The following is an 18,988-nucleotide window of genomic DNA, read 5'->3' as shown; positions in this document are numbered from 1 at the left end:
CCGGAAACCGAAAGGCCGGGGCCGGGTGACTTCACCCGGCCCCGGCCTTTTGTCCTTGCCCGGCAGTACGCGTCGCCTGCGCTTACCTGCCGTTACCTGCGCTTGTGCGTCCTAGCGCGTGATGAGTGCCGGGTTCGCCTGCTGGCAGACCGTGTCGCCGGCAGTCTGGTTGACGATGTCCGGCGGGAGCGCCGGCGAAGCGTCAGGTTGCGGGGCCCCGGCGGTGTAATCGCTGCCGAGGTAGGCCTGGACGCCGGATACCCCCGCCGCGGGGAGCACCTTGCTGGCGGGGATCCCCAGCAGCGCTGCGACGTCAGCGGCCACGTCCGCGAAGCCGGTCCCGTAGTACACGGCCGACGCTGCCACAGCCCTGGCGCTCAGCTGCCCGGTCTGCGTGAAGCCGGCAGCGGTGAGGGCCGCGACGGCCTGCTTGGCCTTCGCCGCGTCCCCGGAGCCGTTCGCGACGGTGACCGGCTGCAGCGCCTTGTTATACGCCGTCGCCGCCGCGGAGGCGCTGTCCGTCGGCTCGGGACTGGCGGAGGCGCCGGCGGAGGCGCTGTCGGTGGGGGCGGCAGTGGTTGCGGCGGGGTCGGTCAGGTCGACGTCCTTGCGCAGGGCCGCGAAAAGCTGCGAGGCAGCCGGTTCAGCCAGCTGCAGCCGGTTGGAGTCGGAGACGGCAGGTTCGGTGGGGGCAGCGACGAAGGCGACTTTCCCGACGTCGATGCTCTTGAGCCGGTTGCCGACCGTCAGCAGCGTCGGGACGGAGGCCAGGGCTTCGTCGACGGTGAGGTTCCGTGTGATCGCGTCAGCGATACCGAGCATCTTGGCGGGGTTGCTGAGCGTGCCGTCATCCTTGATCTTGCGGACCAGCGAGGACAGGAAACCCTGCTGCGCCTTGATCCGGCCGAGGTCGCTGCCGTCGCCGAAGGCATGACGCGTGCGGACGTAAGAGAGGGCCTGCTCGCCCTGGACCTTGGACGTGCCCTTGGGCAGGCGCAACCCGGAGTCCGGGTCGTAAACGGCGTCGCTGACGCAGACGTCGACGCCGCCCACCGTATTGGAAAGCTCCTTCACCGAATTGAAGTCCGCCATCATGAAGTGGTCGATCTCAAGTCCCGTCAGCTTGTTGACGGTGTCCACGGCACAGCCGATCCCGGCCTCGGACATAGCGGCGTTGATCATGACGTTCTTTTGGGCCGGGAATTCCTTTTTCGTCTCCTGGTCCACGCACTTCGGAATGTCCACGAGCAGGTCACGCGGGAAGCTGATGACGTTGACGCGTTTGTTGTCCGCCGAGATGTCCATCAGCATCATCACGTCAGAGTGTCCGTAGCCGGTGGAGTCCCCGGCGCCGCCGTACTGGGAGTTCTTGCCGTCACGGGTGTCTGAGCCGAGGATCAGGATCTGCATCCGGTCCCTGGCTTCATCGAGCGCGCCGTCGGTGCGGCTGTTGCCCGCGCCGAGCGCCTGCTTGGAGAGGTTCCCCTGCAGCCGGATGAGCCAGTAGGCGCCGAAGGCGATCACGCCGACCAGCAGCACCGAGATGATGATCGTCGTCGCCCGGAGCCATCCGGGGGTACGGTGCTGGGTGCCCAGATGGCGGGCGGGGCCGACGGAAGCGTCTTCCGTGTGCCGGGCAGCGGCGCCTGACCGAACCGGGGGGCCGGTTCCGTCTGCACGGTTGTCACGGGGTCGAACCACGGGTGGTGCCTTCCTTTACGGGCGGGAGTCGCCCCATTTTAGTGCCCGAAACTGGGAAAACCCCGTTGGACGTGCCGCGGGCCTAGAAGCCCAGCTTCACCAGCTGCTTCGGGTCCCGCTGCCAGTCCTTGGCGACCTTGACGTGCAGATCCAGGTAGATGCGGGCGCCGAGGAGCGCCTCGATGGCCTTGCGCGCCGTCGTGCCGACTTCGCGGAGCCGTGCCCCGCCCTTGCCGATGATGATGGCCTTCTGCGAGGGCCGCTCCACGTACAGGTTGACCCGGACGTCCAGGAACGGACGGTCTTCCGGGCGGCCTTCACGCGGGACGATCTCGTCGACCACCACGGCCAGGGAGTGCGGCAGTTCGTCCCGGACGCCCTCCAGGGCAGCCTCCCGGATGAGTTCGGCGATCATCACCGCTTCCGGCTCGTCCGTCAGGTGGCCGTCCGGGTACAGCGGCGGCGACGGCGGCAGGTGGCTGATCAGCACGTCAGCGACCGTCCCGACCTGGAAGCCGTCGGTGGCGGAGACCGGGACGATGTCCTTCCAGCCGTCCTCGCCCAGCACGTCGCGGCCCAGGGCGGCGACGGCGAGCAACTGCTCGGTGAGGGCCTGCCGGTCCACCGTGTCCGCCTTCGTGACGAGCGCGATCACGGGCTTGTTCCCGATGGCTGCCAGCTGGGCGGCGATGAATTTGTCCCCGGGGCCGATCTTCTCGTTGGCGGGCAGGCAGAAGCCGATGGCGTCGACCTCGGCGAGGGTGTCGGCAACCAGCTCGTTGAGGCGCTTGCCCAGCAGCGTCCGGGGCCGGTGCAGGCCGGGCGTGTCGACCAGGATCAGCTGCGCGTCGTCGCGGTGCACGATGCCGCGGATGGTGTGCCGCGTGGTCTGCGGCTTGGCGGAGGTGATGGCGACCTTCTGGCCGACCAGGGCGTTAGTGAGGGTGGATTTGCCCGCGTTCGGCCGTCCCACCAGCACCGCGAACCCCGCGTGGTAGCCGCCGAAGGGGGCCTCGCCGTCGGACTTATTCTGCTTGCTCACGTGGAACTCCCTGTTGCGTTGTTTCGGCCTGGTCGAGAAGCTCGCCAAGGTCAGTTTCTTCCTTTGGAACAGCGGCCGCAATGATGTGGCTGACGCGGTTCCGGCGGCCCTCCAGCCGGTCGGCGCGGAGGCTGACACCGTCGACGGCGACGGTGCTCCCGACGATCGGCACCCGGCCGAGCGCCTTGGCGAGCAGCCCGCCCACGGTGTCCACCTCTTCGTCGTCCAGTTCCAGGTCGAAGAGCTCGCCGAGATCGTCGATGCTCATCTTGGCGCTGACCCGGTAGCTGCCATCGCCCAGTTCCACGGCTTCGGCGGCCTCGGTGTCGTACTCGTCCACGATTTCGCCGACGATCTCCTCGATGAGGTCCTCGAGCGTGACCAGCCCGGCGGTTCCGCCGTACTCGTCGATCACGATGGCCACGTGCGTGGACTCCTTTTGCAGTTCCCGGAGCAGTTCGCTCACGGGCTTGGAGTCCGGCACGTAGCGCACCTCGCGGGCGAGCTCATCCACGAGCGGCGGTTCATCCCCTGGGGCCAGGTTGTGGATCACCGCGGCGACGTCCTTGAGGTACACGATTCCCAGGATCTGGTCCGTGTTCTCGCCGATCACGGGGATCCGTGAGTAGCCCGAACGCAGGAAGAGCGACATGGCCCGGTGCAGGCTGGAGCCGGAGTCGATGGACAAAATGTCGGTGCGGGGAACCATGACGGCGCGCACCAGGGTGTCACCGAAGTCGAAGACGGACTGGATCAGCTCGGCTTCGTTGTCTTCAATCACGTCGGACTCGCTGGCGCGCTCGACGAGTTCGCGGAACTCCTCCTCGCTGAAGAAAGCCTCGTTGTCGGCGGGGGCCCCGGGCGCCACGGCGCTGCCGAGGGTGACCAGCCAGCCCGGAATAGGCCCTAGCACGCGGCACAGCAGGCGGATCAGCGGCGCGGAGAAGCGGACCATCCCGGCGGCGTGTACCCGGCCGAGCTGGCGGGGTGAGACCCCTACCAGAACGAAGCCGATGATGGCCATGATGCCGGTGGCTGCCAGTCCGGCGAGCCAGACGTTGTCAAGCAGGCTGTGCAGCAGCACCGTCACCGCCACCGCCGACGCCATCTCGAACCAGATCCGCCAGAACCGCAACGCCCGCATGTGCGCCACGGGCTGGGCCAGGATCCGTTTGATTGCGGTGCCGCGGCTGTGCAGCACCGCCTGTTCGGCGTCGTGCCTGGGCAGGTAGTTGAAGGCTGCCTCCGCCGCGGTGAGCACGGCGGCAAAACTGAGGAAGACCAGCGCCATGCCGGCCAGGATCAGTGGGGTCACTGAATCGTCTCTGCCGGGGCGTCCTTGCCGGTGAAACCGGAGAGCAGTTCGCGCTGCAGGCCGAACATCTCTTCCTTTTCCTCCGGCTCCGCGTGGTCAAAGCCCAGCAGGTGCAGGATGCCGTGGGTGGCGAGCAACAGCATCTCGTCCTGGGTGGAGTGGCCGGCGTTTGCGGCCTGCAGCTCGGCTACCTGAGGGCAGATTGCGATGTCGCCCAGCATGCCCTGCGGTGTCGGCTTATCCGGTGTGCCGGGGGTGAGCTCATCCATCGGCACGGAGAGCACGTCGGTTGAGCCGGGTTCGTCCATCAGCTCGATGTGCAGTTTTTCCATCGCCGGTTCATCCACCAGCAGGATAGACAGCTCGGCTTGCGGGTGGATGAAGAGCCGTTCGAAAACGTACCGGGCCAGCGCTACCAGTTCCGCTTCGTCGACGGCGACGCCGGACTCGTTGTTGATCTCGATGCTCATGCCCGCTCCCCGCGGTTCTCCCGGGCGACGGAGTGCTTGACCCGTTTCCTTTGGGTCTCGTCCCAGACGCTGTAGGCGTTCACGATGTCGCCGACCAGCCGGTGCCGGACGACGTCGGAGGAATCCAGCACCGAGAAGTGCACGTCCTCGATGCCCTGCAGGATGTCCTCCACGATCCGCAGCCCGGAGCGGGTGCCGAACGGCAGGTCCACCTGGGTGACGTCACCGGTGACGACCATTTTGGAGCCGAAGCCGAGCCGGGTCAGGAACATCTTCATCTGCTCCGGCGTGGTGTTCTGCGCCTCGTCAAGGATGATGAAGGCATCGTTAAGTGTGCGGCCTCGCATATACGCCAGCGGCGCCACTTCAATGGTGCCGGCAGCCATCAGCCGGGGAATGGACTCCGGGTCCATCATGTCGTGCAGCGCGTCGTACAACGGCCGGAGGTACGGGTCGATCTTGTCGCTGAGGGTGCCGGGCAGGAATCCGAGCCGCTCCCCCGCCTCGACCGCGGGCCGGGTCAGGATGATGCGGTTGACTTCCTTTTGCTGCAGGGCCTGAACAGCCTTGGCCATGGCGAGGTAGGTCTTGCCGGTGCCGGCGGGGCCGATTCCGAAGATCACCGTGTTCGCGTCAATGGCGTCCACATAGTTCTTCTGGTTCAGGGTCTTGGGCCGGATGGTCTTGCCGCGGCTGGAAAGAATGTTGAGGGTAAGCACGTCCACCGGGCTCTGCAGCGACTGGCTGCGAAGCATCGACACGAGCTGCTGCAGCACTGCAGGGGTGATGACCGTCCCGCGGGCCACCAGGCCGCGCACCTCGTTGAGCAGGCGCATGATCCGTGGCACGTCGGCGGCCGGACCGCTGATCGAGAGCTCGTTGCCGCGGGCATGGAAGTCGACGCCCGGGAACTGGCTTTCGATGAAGCGCAATGCTTCGTCGTGACTGCCCAGCGACTGCACCATCTGGTCGGTGTTGTCGAAGAGAACCACCTCCGTCCGCAAACCTGGGAGGGAGTGCGGGAATTCCCCTGCGGTGCGCTCGCCCGTGCCGAGCCGGGCCTTGCTGTTCGCTGCTTCAGTCATGGTGTTGGCCCGTAGGCCTCTGGTCCCCTCCAGTTTGGAAATGGTCGCCCCGCCGCGGACGCTTCGCCGACGGCCCTTGGCCGTCCGCGCCGGGCTCCGGCGGTTCCTTCTATCTTACGCCAGCGGCGCCGCACGCCCGCGCGGGCGGCTGGTTGGATCCGGCCTTAGGTATCAACTTCATATCGTCCTCATATCGTTCCCGTTGCAGTTCGGCGGCGCCCGCCAAACCCTGCCCGCAGCGGCAGCGCCTCGTGTAATGCTGGATTGGACCGTGCGCCGCCACCCGCGCGCGCTCACGGTCCGCCCAGTCGACGCCGGTCGGGGCGGGCCAAAAAACCAGTCACACCGGAGCCAGCGAAGGGACAGCGGCAATCACGCACCGCAGAGTAATCAGGAGAGCAGCCCGGCGTACCCGCCGCGGCCTGTTGCTCATGGTGCTGCCCGCGGCCATTGCGCTCTCCGGCTGCGTCGCCACACCGCAGCCCGGGATCACCGACGCCGGCACCCCGACGCAGACAGTCCCGGGGCCGGCGGCAGGCACGGCCACCACCAGCGCGCCGCTGGAGTCCGCGCAGGCGGCCAACAAAGCCCCCGTCTACTGGATCGGGCGCAGCAACAACAACAACGTTTTCCTCTACCGCGAGTTCCGCGACGTGAACGAACAGGACAATCCGATTACCCGGGCCCTGCGGGTGATGATGTCGGAAAAGCCGCTGGACCCGGATTTCTTCACCCCCTGGCAGAACCCGAGGAAGCTGGCGACTTCGATTTCCGGCAAGAACGTGATCACCGTGGACGTCTCCGCGGACGCCTTCAACAGCAACGTTGATGCGGACATGGCCGAACGCGCCATCCAGCAGCTGGTCTACACCGCCACCGCGGCCGGCGCCAGTGCCGGCCTGACTGATACCGGGCAGCAGATCCAGGTGGTCATCCTCGTGGACGGCCACACCGACTACGTCGCGTTCAACCGGGTGCGGCTCGGCTCCCCGACCTCGCGCAGCGCCGGGATGGTGGCGCCCGTGTGGATCATCGATCCGCAGGAGGGCACCGGCCTGACCGAGGGAACGGTCAAGATCTCGGGCCGCAGCACGGTCCCGGGCGGGAAACTGCGCTGGGAGATCCTTCGCGCGGACGGTGCCGCCCGGACGCCCTACCTGACCGGCAACGTCACTGCTGGTGCCGACGCTGCCCAGCCCGGCCTGTTCAACTTCTCGCTGAACCTCGGCCGCGGCAATTACGAAGTGCGGGTTTCCCAGCTGGACCCCGAAGGCAAAGTGCAGGACCTGTACGTCGACACCCGCGGGTTCACGGTCAAGTAGGCACCGTCAACACCGAGCCACGGCCCGCGGCCGCGACGAACATCGACTGAAGCGGGCCTACCAGCGGCCCAGAATATCGCTGGCCAGGACGGTGGCAGCGGGCCCCGCCGTCGATGACCGGAGCACATGGTGGCCCAGCAGAGCGGTGACCGCGCCGGCGTCGCACAGCCGGGTGACCTCGCGGGGGCTGATTCCGCCTTCCGGTCCAACAATCAGGAGCACTTCACGGGGCCCCCCGCCGCCGGCGTCCCGCTGCCAGGCTTCCAGCACCTGCCGCAACGGCCGCACCGCGTCCTCGTGCAGGATCACCGCCAGGTCCGCGGCCGCCACGGCCGCCCGGAGGGACCCGCCGTCGACGGCGGCCCGGACCTCGGGGATCCACGCGCGCCGCGCCTGTTTCGCGGCTGCAGTCACCACGGACTGCCACTTGGCGTGCGCCTTGGCCGCGCGCTCCGGCTTCCACCGGACGATCGAGCGTTCCGCCTGCCACGGCACGACGGCATCAATCCCCAGTTCGGTGGCGGTTTCGGCGGCCAGTTCATCGCGGTCGCCCTTGGCCAGGGCCTGCACGAGGACCAGCCGGATCTCGGGCCGGGCCTCCGTGCTTACTTCGGCGCACTCCACTGTCAGTTCCGCGGGCGCGACGGCGGTGACGGTTCCGGTGATCCGCCGGCCAGCGCCGTCGGCGATGTCGACCGGCTCCCCCACGGCCAGGCGCTTGACCGTGACAGCGTGGCGGGCCTCGGCGCCGTCGAGCACGAAGCTGGAACCGGGGACCTGCTCATCCAGGGATCCCGCGGCGGTGAAGAAGACCGGGTTGCTCACCGCTACAGGTTACCGAGACGGTCCCGGAGCTTGGCGAAGACACCGCCGCTGGCGGCCAGCTTGCCCTCGGTGAACTGCTCGCCGCGGAGTTTGGCGAGCTGCCGCAACAGATCCTCCTGCGCCGAGTCGAGCTTGGCGGGGGTGTCCACCTGCAGATGGACCTTGAGGTCGCCGCGGCCGTAGCCGCGCAGGTGCGTCACGCCTAGGCCGCGCAACGTGATGATTTCACCGGACTGGGTACCGGCTTTGACACCGATTTCCTGCTCGCCGTCGAAGGTGTCCAGGGTCAGTTCGGTGCCCAGCGCCGCTGCGGTCATGGGGATGTTGAGGCTCGCGTGCAGGTCGTCGCCCTCGCGGACGTAGGTCGGGTCGTTGTTGACCCGGATTTCCACGTAGAGGTCACCGGAGGGGCCGCCGGCGGGGCCGGCCTCGCCCTGGCCGGAGAGCTGGATCCGGGTGCCGGTGGCGACGCCGGCGGGGACCTTCACGGTGAGCGAACGGCGGCTGCGGATCCGGCCCTGCCCGGCGCACTCGTTGCACGGATCCTTGATCACGGTGCCGAATCCCTCGCAGCTGCCGCAGGGCGCGCTGGTCATAACCTGGCCGAGGATGGAGCGCACCGCGCGCTGGACCTGGCCGCTGCCGCCGCAGATATCGCAGCGCTCGGGGTGGCTGCCCTCGCGGCAGCAGGAGCCCTCACAGGTGGGGCAGGTGACAGCGGTGTCCACTTCGAGCTTCTTGTTCACGCCGAAGACGGCGTCGCGCAGTTCGATCCGGACACTGATCAGCGCGTCCTGGCCGCGCCGGACCCGGGACGCGGGTCCGCCCTGGCCCCCGGCACCGCCGAAGAACGTTTCAAAGATGTCCTGGAAGGCGAAGCCCTGGCCGGCGTATCCGCCGCCGAAGCCGTTGTCGTTGCCGTTCTCGTTGCCGGTGGTGTCGTAGACCCTGCGCTTCTGCGGGTCGGACAGCACCTCGTAGGCGTGCGTGACGGCCTTGAAGCGCTCGGACGCATCGGGACCCGGGTTGACGTCCGGGTGCAGGGTCCGCGCCAGTTTGCGGTAAGCCTTCTTGATTTCTTCCCCGGTCGCTTCGCGGGAAACTCCAAGAACGTCATAGTGGCTGCTCAAAGTGTGTATCTCTTCCTGGTTGTACTGCCTGTGACGGGCAAACCTGTGTCGGTAAAACGGCTGTCGCCGGATTCGTGCCCTTAGGGGCCGAGAATCCTCGAGAGGTAACGGGCCACCGCGCGGACGGCCGCCATGGTGGTGGGATAGTCCATCCGGGTCGGCCCGAGCACCCCCACCTTGGCGGTAGCGTCCGGGCCGTAACCGGTGGCCACGACGGACGCTTCGGATAGCCCGTCGTAGGGGTTTTCCCGGCCGATGCTCACGGTCACCCCGCGGGGGTCCTCCGCCATGTCGCTGAGCAGGCGGAGCATCACCACCTGCTCTTCGAGAGCCTCCAGCACCGGGCCGATGCTGAGCGGGAAGTCCACGTTGGAACGAGCGAGGTTCGCGGTCCCGGCCATGACCATCCGCTCTTCCCGGCTGCTGGCGGCAAGGGACTCCAGTCCCCGCGCCAGCGCCTGGGCGGCGCCGCGGCGCGCCGCCGGGCAGCTGTCCACCACGCCCTGCAACGACTGCGGCAGCAGGTTCAGCGGGGTACCCGAAAGCCTGGCCAGGAACAGGGTCCGAAGCTCCGCGAGAGCGTCGTCGCCGAAGTCCTGGCCGACGTCGATCACCCGCTGCTCCACCTTGCCGGTGTCTGCAATCAGCACGGTGAGCACCTTGCGGGGGGCCAGCAGCACGAACTCGATGTGCCGGACCCGGGCCCGGCTCAGCAGCGGGTACTGCACCACGGCGACCTGGTTGGTCAGTTGCGAGAGCAGCCGTACCGTCCGGTCCAGCGCGTCGTCGAGGTCATCGGACCCCTCCAGCAGCGCCTGGATCGCCCGGCGCTCGGCCGGGGAGAGCGGCTTGACGGCCGAAATCTGGTCCACGAAGAGGCGGTAGCCCTTGTCGGTCGGAATCCGGCCGGCGCTGGTGTGCGGCGCCGTAATCAGGCCCTCGTCTTCCAGGGCGGCCATATCATTGCGGATCGTGGCGCTGGAAACGCCAAGGTGGTGCCGCTCCACCAGGGCCTTGGAGCCCACGGGTTCCCGGGAGTGCACGTAGTCTTCCACGATGGCGCGCAGCACTTCGAGTTTGCGTGGTTCGCTCACGCCGCACCTCCAATCGAGCCGTAACCGGTCCACCGGGCTTTCGGCCGGGCGCAAAAGTACCCGGCTGTTAGCACTCGGCATGCCTCAGTGCTAACAAGTCTAATATGAGTCGCGCCGTTGTTAGCATTGGATTCGCTGCTGGCGTGACCGCCGGGATGAGTGTTTCCGGGCACACGCGCGGTCCAGCAGTGTTCGGTTCTTTCAAAAATTTCCCAGTGCAAAGCAGTGTGTAGCCGATGTCGTACCAGAATTGGGGCCCGCAGGAGCTCTCCGCCCCCGCCAAGGCCCAGCTGCCCGAGATCCCGGTGGAACGCGGGATGGTGCTGGAGGATGTGCAGTCCGGCTGGGTCGGCGCGGTGACACGGGTGGAGAAGTCCGGCGGCATGCATCTCGTGGCGCTCGAGGACCGGCGCGGCAAGTCCCGGTCCTTCCGGCTGGGTTTCGGTTTCCTGCTGGAAGGCCGTCCGATCCGGCTGATGCCGCCCGCCCCGCGCGCTCCCGCCGGATCCGCCGGTGCGCGCACCGCCTCCGGCTCCGTCCGCGTTGCGGGGCAGCGAGCCCAGGTTGCCAAGGCGAGCCGGATCTGGGTGGAAGGCAAGCATGACGCCGAACTCGTCGAAAAGGTCTGGGGCGACGACCTCCGGGTGGAGGGAATCGTCGTCGAGCCGCTGCACGGCATTGACGACCTTGCCGCGGCGGTGAAGGAGTTCGGACCCGGTCCGGGCCGCCGGCTGGGCGTGCTGGTGGACCACCTCGTGCCGGACTCCAAGGAGTCCCGGATCGCCGACGCCGTCATGGCCTCACCCGGCGCCAGGGGCAACGTGCTGATCGTCGGGCATCCGTACGTGGATGTCTGGCAGGCCATCCGGCCGGCAGTGCTGGGCATCGAAGGGTGGCCCGTGATTCCGCGCGGGGTGGACTGGAAGACCGGCATCCTTACCGCCTTTGGCTGGCCGCACAGCACCAAGGAAGACATCGGTCTGGGCTGGCAGAAGCTGCTCGGCGCAGTCCGCAGCTACGCGGACCTCGAACCGTCCCTGCTGGGCCGGGTGGAAGAGGTCATCGACTTCCTGACGGCGCCCTAACCGGCGCCCCGTGCTCCAATCCGCCGCCTGACCAAGTATTCTTGGAGCGGCGGCCGCTGCACTATGTCGCGGCCGCGGCTCGTACGGGTACCAACGCATCACCGCAATCCAAAGGACGACACGTGGCAGAAGACGCTCGCGAACACACGGACCACCAGGCCGGCCACGGCCAGTCGCCGTACCATGGCGTCCCCGCGAATGCACTGCCGCTGACCGCCAGCGAAGACCGCCAGTGGGCTACCCTGGCGCACTTTGGCGGCATCCTCGGCTGCGTCCCAGCGCTGCTGATCTACTTGATCTTCAAGGACCGCGGCCCGTTCACAGCCCAGGAGTCGAAGGAAGCCCTGAACTTCACGCTGCCGCCCACGATCGCCGCGGTGGTCGCCAACCTGCTGGTGTTCGTTCCGGTGGTGGGCAACCTCTTCGCCGTGCTCGCCACCATCATCTGGATAGCCCTGGCATGCTTTTCCGTGGCGGCCGGCATCCACGTCAACCGCGGCCAGCCGCACCGCTACGAGTTCAACCTGCGCTGGATCAAGTAGCGCGAGCGGACACTTCCGGCCCGCGCGAACGGACACTTCCGGCCCGCCCGAACGGGCACGTCCGGCCCGCCCGAACGGACCTAGTCCGGCAGGATCCGGCGGACCACGGCGTCGGCGAGCAGCCTGCCCTTGAGGGTGAGCACGAGCCGGCCCTTGAACGCTTCGCCCGGATCCACCAGGCCATCGGCAATCAGACCGGCGACGGCGTGCCGTCCGGCATCCCCCAGCCCGCCGAGGGCCGGGATGTCCAGTCCCGTGACCAGCCGTGCCTCCAGCATGATGCGCTCCATGTTCCGGGTCCCGGCGTCGAGCGTTTCCCGGCCTGCGGCGGGTGACACGCCCGCCTGCAGCCGGCTGGCGTAGGCGGTGGGATGCTTGACGTTCCACCACCGCACCCCGCCCATGTGTGAGTGCGCGCCGGGGCCGACGCCCCACCAGTCGTCACCCCGCCAATAGGCAAGATTGTGCCGGCAGGCCTGCGCCGGGGTGCGGGCCCAGTTGCTGACCTCGTACCAGCCCAGTCCGGCGGCGGAGATGAGTTCGTCGGCCAATTCGTACTTGGCCGCGTGGTCGTCGTCGTCGATCCCCGGGACCTCGCCGCGGCGGATCTGCGCGGCGAGCTTGGTGCCCTCCTCGACGATCAGGGCGTAGGCGCTGATGTGGTCCGGGCGGTAGGACAGGGCCGTCTCCAGCGAGTGGCGCCAGTCCGCCAGGGACTCGCCGGGCGTGCCGTAGATCAGGTCGAGGCTGACGGCCAGCCCGACCTCCCGGGCCCATTCGACCACCAAGGGCACCCGGCTGGGCGTGTGGGTCCGGTCCAGGACCTTCAGGACGTGCGGCACGGCGGACTGCATCCCGAAGGACACCCGGGTGAAGCCGGTGTCGGCCAGCAGCTGCAGGGACTCGCGGGTCACCGAGTCCGGGTTCGCCTCGGTGGTCACTTCGGCACCCGGTGCAAGGCCCCAGGTGTCGACGGCGGCGCGCAGGATGCGGGCCAGGTCTTCCGCCGGAAGGAGGGTGGGGGTGCCGCCGCCGAAGAAGACGGTGCTCAGCGGACGCTGCGGCAGCCTGGAGGCGGCGAGGGCGCGGGCCGCGAACTCGACCTCCGCGACGGCGGTGTCGGCGTAGGCATCCTGGGACGCCCCGCCGCCGAGTTCCGTGGCGGTGTAGGTGTTGAAGTCGCAGTAGCCGCAGCGCACCGCGCAGAAGGGGATGTGAACGTAGAGCCCGAAGGCCCGGCCCCCGGCGCCCTCCAGCGCCTGGGCGGGCAGCAGCCCGTCCGACGGCGCGGGGTCGCCGAGGGGTAGTGCGCTTGGCATGGTTACTTCTTGGCCTTGTCCTTGGATTCTTCCGTGGTCAGTGCGGCGATGAACGCCTCCTGCGGCACCTCGACGCGGCCCACCATCTTCATGCGCTTCTTGCCTTCCTTCTGCTTTTCCAGCAGTTTGCGCTTTCGGGTGATGTCACCGCCGTAGCACTTGGCCAGGACGTCCTTGCGGATGGCGCGGATGCTCTCGCGGGCGATGATCCGGGAGCCGATGGCAGCCTGGATGGGCACCTCGAACTGTTGCCGCGGGATAAGCTCGCGCAGTTTGCCCGTCATCATCACACCGTAGGCGTAGGCCTTGTCGCGGTGCGTGATGGCGCTGAAGGCGTCCACCTGTTCGCCCTGGAGCATGATGTCGACCTTGACCAGGTCGGCGACCTGGTCGCCGTCGGCCTTCCAGTCCAGCGAACCGTAGCCGCGGGTCCTGGACTTGAGGATGTCGAAGAAGTCAAAGACGATCTCGGCCAGCGGCAGCCGGTACCGGATTTCCACGCGGTCTTCGGAGAGGTAGTCCATTCCGCCCATGACGCCGCGGCGGCTCTGGCACAGCTCCATGATGGCGCCGACGAATTCGTTGGGCGCCAGAATGGTGGCGGACACCATCGGTTCGCGCACCTCTGCGACCTTGCCGGTGGGGTACTCGCTGGGGTTGGTGACGTGGACGACCTTTTTGTCCTCCAGCGTCACTTCGTACTCCACGTTGGGCGCGGTGGAGATCAGGTCCAGGTTGTATTCGCGTTCCAGCCGCTCCCGGGTGATTTCCAGGTGCAGCAGTCCGAGGAAGCCGACGCGGAAGCCGAAGCCCAGCGCGGCGGAGGTTTCCGGCTCATAGACCAGGGCGGCGTCGTTGAGCATCAATTTTTCCAGTGCGTCGCGGAGCACCGGGTAGTCGGTGCCGTCCAGCGGGTACAGGCCGGAGAAGACCATGGGCTTGGCGTCCGCGTACCCGGGCAGCGAGTCGGTGGCGGGCTTGGCCAGGTTGGTGACGGTGTCGCCGACCTTGGACTGGCGGACGTCCTTCACACCGGTGATCAGGTAACCGACCTCGCCGACGCCGAGGCCCTTGGACGGCGTGGGCTCCGGGGAGCTGACGCCGATCTCGAGCAGTTCGTGGGTGGCGCGGGTGGACATCATCTGGATGCGCTCACGCGGGTGCAGCATGCCGTCGACCACGCGGACGTAGGTGACGACGCCGCGGTAAGTGTCATAGACGGAGTCGAAAATCATTGCCCGGGCGGGGGCGTCTGGGTCGCCGACGGGGGCGGGCAAATCGCGGACGATCTTGTCCAAGAGGACCTCGACGCCGGCGCCGGTCTTGCCGGAGACCCGCAGCACCTCATCGGGGTCGCCGCCGATCAGGTTGGCCAGTTCCTCAGCGTACTTCTCCGGCTGGGCGGCCGGCAGGTCGATCTTGTTCAGCACCGGAATGATCGTAAGGTTGTTCTCCATCGCCAAGTAGAGGTTGGCGAGAGTCTGGGCCTCGATGCCCTGCGCGGCGTCCACCAGCAGTACGGCACCTTCACAGGCCGCCAGCGACCGGGAAACCTCATAGGTGAAGTCGACGTGGCCAGGAGTGTCAATCATGTTCAGGGCGTAGCTTCTGCCCTCCAGCTCCCAGGGCATGCGGACGGCCTGGGACTTGATGGTGATGCCGCGTTCGCGCTCAATGTCCATCCGGTCCAGGTACTGGGCCTTCATGTCGCGGGACTGGACGACCCCGGTGAACTGGAGCATCCGGTCGGCCAGTGTGGACTTGCCGTGGTCAATGTGCGCAATGATGCAGAAGTTCCGGATGAGGGCCGGATCTGTTGCGGCAGGCACCGGGGCGGTGCGGGCCATGGGAGACACGCAGGGTCCTTACTGTTGGCAATACTGGTGGGTTTGTTCCGCGGGTTGTCCACGGGCCTTCTGGGCCGGTGCGCAACGTCGCTGCGGCAGGCCGCATTTCTCGTTTCTCTAGTCTCCCACACGGTCACCGGTAGGGTTTCCCCATGGCCCTGAACTTTCGCTCGCTCGGCAACGCCGTCCGCGGCACCCTGCGCTTCCTCAACCGGCTCGGCGGCAGCACTCCGACGACGACCCGGCCGCCCGCCGGCGCGGCGCCGGGACGGGCTCCGGAAAGGGCCCGCGGGAAAGCTCCCGCACGGCCGGGACGCGGTCCCGGCGGGCTGACTGGCTCCTACCCCGGCGACTTCCGCGGCAAGGCCAAGGTGCAGTACTCCCCCGCCGCCAACGGCCAGCCCGAGCCCGGCGAAATCGTCTGGACCTGGGTGCCCTTCGAAGAGGACTACAACCGCGGCAAGGACCGCCCGGTGCTGCTGGTGGGAAGCCACGGCCGTTACTTGCTGGGCCTGATGCTGACCAGCAAGGACCACGACGGCGACTCGCGGCGCGCCGACGATTACGTCGATATCGGAACCGGCCCCTGGGACCGGCAGTGGCGCCCCAGCGAGGCGCGGCTGGATAGGATCCTGCAGATCAGCCCCCGGGATGTGCGGCGGGAAGGTGCCATCCTTGACGCCGGGCGCTTCCGCGCCATCTCCTCGGCGTTGCGCAGCCGGCACGGCTGGTCCTGACCTTCGACGGCGCCCAATCGCCATCTCAAGTGCGGTTCTGCTATTATTGACAGCTGTGTGTCCGTGCAGGTCGACGGCCACAGATGGTTGGTCGCCATAGGTATCCCCACGCCGCTCAGTCAATGGCCAATCTGAAAGCCCTCTAGACCATTTTCCGCATTGAAAAAGAGAGTTCACACGTGGCTAATATCAAGTCCCAGAAGAAGCGCATCCTGACCAACGAAAAGGCTCGCCTGCGCAACAACGCAGTAAAGTCCGAGCTGAAGACGGCCATCCGCGCCGTCAATACCGCAGTTGCGTCCACCGACAAGGATGCCGCTGCTGCTGCACTGGTTTCTGCCAGCCGCAAGCTGGACAAGGCTGTCAGCAAGGGTGTTCTGCACAAGAACAACGCTGCAAACCGCAAGTCCGCGATCTCCAAGAAGGTCAACGCACTCTAAGGTTTTCCAGTTCAACTGAACTGACGATTGTGGCCGGCACCCCTCGGGTGCCGGCCACAGCCAGTTAACACCGCCGGACCAGCGCCGCCCACCGTTGCCCGGGCCGCCTCGGTGCCGGGCCACACTCAGCGCCCGAGCTGTTTCCGGGGTACGCTCAGCGCCGGGCGGAGCCGGCGATCACGGTCACCGCGTGCTCGACGGCGTAGACCGGGTCGCGCGAGAGCCCCTTGACCTGCGCGTCCGCCTCCGCCGTGACCTGGATGGACCTGACGAGGCCCTCCGGAGTCCAGCGCCGGACGTCGCGTTGCGCCTGCTCGACAAGCCAGGGCTGCATGCCGAGCTGCTTGGCAATCTGCGCCGATGAGCCCTGGGCGCCCGCCACCTTGGCCAGGGACCGCAGCTTCGCTGCCAGCGCTGCCACGATCGGCACGGGGTCGGCACCGGTGTCCAGCGCATGGCGCAGGGTGGAAAGGGCCAGCGGCGCGTTGCCGGCCATCGCCGCGTCCGCCACCTTGAAGCCTGTGGCTTCCACCCGGCCGCCGTAGTAGCGGTCCACCATGTCCACATCCACCGCCGCCGTCGCGTCGGAAATCAACTGGCTGCAGGCCGCCGCGAGTTCGGCCAGCTGGGCACCGACGGCGTTGACCAGGGCATGCACGGCCTCCGGCTCGATCCGCCGGGACGCTGCCTTGAACTCGGTGGTGACGAAGGCGGCTTTGTCCGCGTCCTTCTTCAGCGGCTGGCAGTCCACTACGGGGAAGCCGCCGGCCTTGATCGCGTCGAGGAGTTTCTTGCCCCGCACTCCCCCGCCGTGCCGCAGCACCAGGATCGCGTCTGCCTCGGGATGGGTCAGGTACTTCAGGGCGTCGGCGAGGAAGGCGTCGTTCATGGCTTCCACGCCGTCCACTTCGATCAGCTTCTGCTCGCCGAAGAGGGACGGGCTGACGTTCATCGCCAGCGTGCCGGGTTCGTAACTGCCGGCGTTGAGCCGGGTGACTTCGACGTCGGGGGCCGCGGCGCGGACCTGGCTGCGGATCCGGTCCATGGCGCGGGAGCCGAGGTAGTCCTCGGGGCCACCCACCAGCACCACCGGTGCCGGTGTCACGTCGCGCCAGGTGGCGGTGTTCGTCGCCGTGGTCCTGGTGCGTTGGGGTTGGGCAGCAGCCACTGGTGGTTCCTCCGGAAAGTTGGTTTGCAGACTCTAAGCCTGCCACGGCGGGATCGGTCCACCAAGCCACGTCGGCTTGGTGCCGGTTCCCTGTCCGTACGGCGGATACCACGGTCCAGCATGGCATCCAGCCGGCGTGTCGTCCCGGCGTGCAGTTCCAAGGCCCTGTCCCAGGCTGCAGCCCGGTGGGTGGCGAGCCAGACCGCCGCCAGGGTGAGCGCTGAGAACACAGCCATGGTCACGGCGCCGACGGCACCTTCGGGCCACGGAAGGGCCGCGCCGGGCAACGCCGCGAAATAGCGGGCGATACCGGCCACCCCCGACGCAAAGGCGCCCGCCGTGGTGACCGGTACTGCGGCGAGGGCCGGCGCCCATGGCACGAGCGGTACCGCGAGGGTGCCCAGCAGGGTCACCGGCGCCACCAGTGCACCGGAAGCCAGATTCGCCGCCAGCGAGTAGCTGGAGAACTGCGGCTGGAGCAGCACGATCACCGGCCCGCAGAACACCTGGGCGGACAGTGGCACGGCCAAGGCCGCGGCTACCGCACGGGGCACGACGGCGGGCAGCCATTCCATGATCGGTCTGCCGGCCACGATGATGCCGAGCGTGGCCAGCACCGAGAGCAAGAAGCCGAAGTCGGCCGCCAGTGCGGGGTCCGCCAGCAACAATCCGATCGATGTCACGCAGAGCAGGCTGAGCCCCCGCCCTGACCGGCCGGCGGTGAGCGCGGAAAGTCCGATCGCGCCCATGCACGCGGCCCGGAGCACACTGGGTTCCGGGCCGACCATCAGGACGAACAGCCCCAGTCCTGCGAGGGCTAGTACGGCGGCCACCGGACGGGGCAGCCGCAGCGAGCGGGCGGCCAGCAGCAATGCCCCAAGTACCAAGCTGCAGTTGGCTCCGCTCACTGCCGTCAGATGCGTCATGCCGACAACTCTCATGGCGGCCGCAAGCTCGGGGTCAAGTGCGGCGGTGTCGCCGGTGACCATGCCCGGGAGCAGGCCGCGGGCATCACCTGGCAATGCTTCGGCAGCTGCGGCGAAGCTGCTGCGGAGCTTCCCCGGGGCCAGCTGGCTGCCGGAATCCCGGCCCGACTCCCAGTCCGGGCTCCACTCCGGTTCGCGTCCGTTCTTCACCGACAACCGTACCGGGTTGGCAGTTACCGAGAGCATTGCGGCTTCCGCTTCCCCTGCGGCGGCCGGCTTCAGCCGGCCCGCGATGCGGAACCGTTCACCGGCTTCGGCGCCGCCCCATTCCGCCCCGCCGAGCACGAGGATGGCGGCACGGGCCTCCACCCGGCGGCCGTCAAAGACCAGGACCTGGAGGACGGCAGGAACCGCCCAGCGGTCCGGTTCGCCGGAGCGGCCCGGTACGGCGAGCTGTCTCGGCTGATCTTCGACTTCCACCTCTGCGACCACGGACGCGCGGTTGGTGACGGCTTGGACGAGCGCGTCGTCGTGCCGCTGTGCCGATGCCACCGCGGCGTGCGCGGCTGCGGCCACGGACAGCACGAGGGCGGTCGCCAAAGTGGCCCGAAAGCTTCGGACCGTCCCCTTCCCGCCCCTGCCGGCAGTGCGGTTGCCGACGCCCTTCCCGCCTCTTCCGCCCCTGCCGGCAGCGCGGGATTGGCGAAACGGCAGTAACAACAGCACGGCCGCGGCGGCCAGTCCCACGCACAGCACGGCGATGGCCACCGGCTCAAGCCAGCCGGTGGCCAGGGCAGTTCCCCACACCAGCAGCGCAGCGGGTACCAGCCGCAGGTCAGTGCGGTGACGCCGCTCCGGACTTTGGCCGGGGCGCCGTTTTCTGGCCCCGGTTGACCGCCGCTGGACAACTGCCAGCCGCGCATCTTCCAACCGGCCACGC

General features: G+C 68.0%; 17 protein-coding genes. 5 read left to right on the top strand and 12 right to left on the bottom strand.

Translation table 11 applies throughout. The annotated features are described in order from the left end of the window. Positions 1-111: 111 nt before the first annotated feature. From QFZ61_RS11865 to QFZ61_RS11845, 5 genes are all read right to left on the bottom strand, one after another. Positions 112-1,701, bottom strand: a complete 1,590-nt coding sequence (locus QFZ61_RS11865) for an LCP family protein (protein WP_307036254.1) — start codon at positions 1,699-1,701, stop codon at positions 112-114. An 82-nt stretch (positions 1,702-1,783) separates the two neighbouring features. Beyond that, positions 1,784-2,743, bottom strand: a complete 960-nt coding sequence (era, locus tag QFZ61_RS11860) for a GTPase Era (protein ID WP_307036252.1) — start codon at positions 2,741-2,743, stop codon at positions 1,784-1,786. After that, positions 2,727-4,058 carry a hemolysin family protein gene (locus QFZ61_RS11855; protein ID WP_307036250.1) on the bottom strand — a complete coding sequence of 444 codons (1,332 nt, stop codon included), beginning with the start codon at positions 4,056-4,058 and terminating at the stop codon, positions 2,727-2,729. Before QFZ61_RS11855 ends, era begins: the two co-directional genes overlap by 17 nt. Then, a complete protein-coding gene (gene ybeY / locus QFZ61_RS11850; RefSeq protein WP_307036248.1) occupies positions 4,055-4,528 on the bottom strand; it encodes an rRNA maturation RNase YbeY in 474 nt (157 codons plus the stop codon). Before ybeY ends, QFZ61_RS11855 begins: the two co-directional genes overlap by 4 nt. Next, positions 4,525-5,613, bottom strand: a complete 1,089-nt coding sequence (locus tag QFZ61_RS11845; protein ID WP_307036246.1) for a PhoH family protein — start codon at positions 5,611-5,613, stop codon at positions 4,525-4,527. The genes ybeY and QFZ61_RS11845 overlap by 4 nt, the downstream gene beginning before the upstream one ends. Before the next feature lie 431 nt (positions 5,614-6,044). Here QFZ61_RS11845 and QFZ61_RS11840 point away from each other — a divergent pair, with 431 nt between their 5' ends. After that, positions 6,045-6,935, top strand: coding sequence for a GerMN domain-containing protein (locus QFZ61_RS11840; protein WP_307036244.1), 891 nt, complete (start codon positions 6,045-6,047; stop codon positions 6,933-6,935). Between the two features lie 57 nt (positions 6,936-6,992). Here QFZ61_RS11840 and QFZ61_RS11835 read toward each other — a convergent pair whose 3' ends face one another. From QFZ61_RS11835 to hrcA, 3 genes are all read right to left on the bottom strand, one after another. Continuing rightward, positions 6,993-7,760 carry a 16S rRNA (uracil(1498)-N(3))-methyltransferase gene (locus tag QFZ61_RS11835; protein ID WP_307036242.1) on the bottom strand — a complete coding sequence of 256 codons (768 nt, stop codon included), beginning with the start codon at positions 7,758-7,760 and terminating at the stop codon, positions 6,993-6,995. Positions 7,761-7,762: 2 nt separating this feature from the next. Further along, entirely contained in the window at positions 7,763-8,890 is a 1,128-nt protein-coding gene (dnaJ, locus tag QFZ61_RS11830) for a molecular chaperone DnaJ (protein WP_307036240.1), read from the bottom strand. 80 nt (positions 8,891-8,970) lie between these two features. Next, positions 8,971-9,984, bottom strand: a complete 1,014-nt coding sequence (hrcA, locus tag QFZ61_RS11825) for a heat-inducible transcriptional repressor HrcA (RefSeq protein ID WP_307036238.1) — start codon at positions 9,982-9,984, stop codon at positions 8,971-8,973. Positions 9,985-10,220: 236 nt separating this feature from the next. Here hrcA and QFZ61_RS11820 point away from each other — a divergent pair, with 236 nt between their 5' ends. Then, positions 10,221-11,069, top strand: coding sequence for a DUF3097 domain-containing protein (locus QFZ61_RS11820; RefSeq protein ID WP_307036235.1), 849 nt, complete (start codon positions 10,221-10,223; stop codon positions 11,067-11,069). Between the two features lie 122 nt (positions 11,070-11,191). Beyond that, positions 11,192-11,611 carry a DUF4870 domain-containing protein gene (locus tag QFZ61_RS11815; protein WP_307036233.1) on the top strand — a complete coding sequence of 140 codons (420 nt, stop codon included), beginning with the start codon at positions 11,192-11,194 and terminating at the stop codon, positions 11,609-11,611. A gap of 80 nt (positions 11,612-11,691) precedes the next feature. Here QFZ61_RS11815 and hemW read toward each other — a convergent pair whose 3' ends face one another. Together hemW and lepA are read right to left on the bottom strand one after the other, a co-directional pair. Further along, positions 11,692-12,930 carry a radical SAM family heme chaperone HemW gene (gene hemW, locus QFZ61_RS11810; RefSeq protein WP_307036230.1) on the bottom strand — a complete coding sequence of 413 codons (1,239 nt, stop codon included), beginning with the start codon at positions 12,928-12,930 and terminating at the stop codon, positions 11,692-11,694. Between the two features lie 2 nt (positions 12,931-12,932). Next, entirely contained in the window at positions 12,933-14,786 is a 1,854-nt protein-coding gene (gene lepA, locus QFZ61_RS11805) for a translation elongation factor 4 (protein ID WP_307036228.1), read from the bottom strand. Positions 14,787-14,929: 143 nt separating this feature from the next. On the opposite strand from lepA, the gene QFZ61_RS11800 reads away from it, so the two are divergent. Both QFZ61_RS11800 and rpsT read left to right on the top strand, forming a co-directional pair. Then, positions 14,930-15,514, top strand: coding sequence for a type II toxin-antitoxin system PemK/MazF family toxin (locus QFZ61_RS11800; RefSeq protein ID WP_307036226.1), 585 nt, complete (start codon positions 14,930-14,932; stop codon positions 15,512-15,514). 179 nt (positions 15,515-15,693) lie between these two features. After that, positions 15,694-15,954 (top strand): 30S ribosomal protein S20, encoded by a 261-nt coding sequence (gene rpsT / locus QFZ61_RS11795; RefSeq protein ID WP_307036225.1) that lies wholly within the window; start codon positions 15,694-15,696, stop codon positions 15,952-15,954. A gap of 154 nt (positions 15,955-16,108) precedes the next feature. Here rpsT and holA read toward each other — a convergent pair whose 3' ends face one another. Both holA and QFZ61_RS11785 read right to left on the bottom strand, forming a co-directional pair. Next, a complete protein-coding gene (gene holA, locus QFZ61_RS11790; RefSeq protein WP_307036222.1) occupies positions 16,109-17,122 on the bottom strand; it encodes a DNA polymerase III subunit delta in 1,014 nt (337 codons plus the stop codon). Continuing rightward, on the bottom strand, positions 17,056-18,648 hold the full coding sequence (locus QFZ61_RS11785) for a ComEC/Rec2 family competence protein (RefSeq protein ID WP_307036220.1): 1,593 nt from the start codon (positions 18,646-18,648) through the stop codon (positions 17,056-17,058). The genes holA and QFZ61_RS11785 overlap by 67 nt, the downstream gene beginning before the upstream one ends. Positions 18,649-18,988: the final 340 nt, after the last annotated feature.

The sequence above is a fragment of the Arthrobacter sp. B3I4 genome (genome assembly GCF_030816855.1).
Taxonomy (GTDB): Bacteria; Actinomycetota; Actinomycetes; order Actinomycetales; family Micrococcaceae; genus Arthrobacter.
The sequence above is the reverse complement of the archived record's forward strand: the minus strand, read 5'-3'. Positions and strand labels throughout refer to the sequence as shown.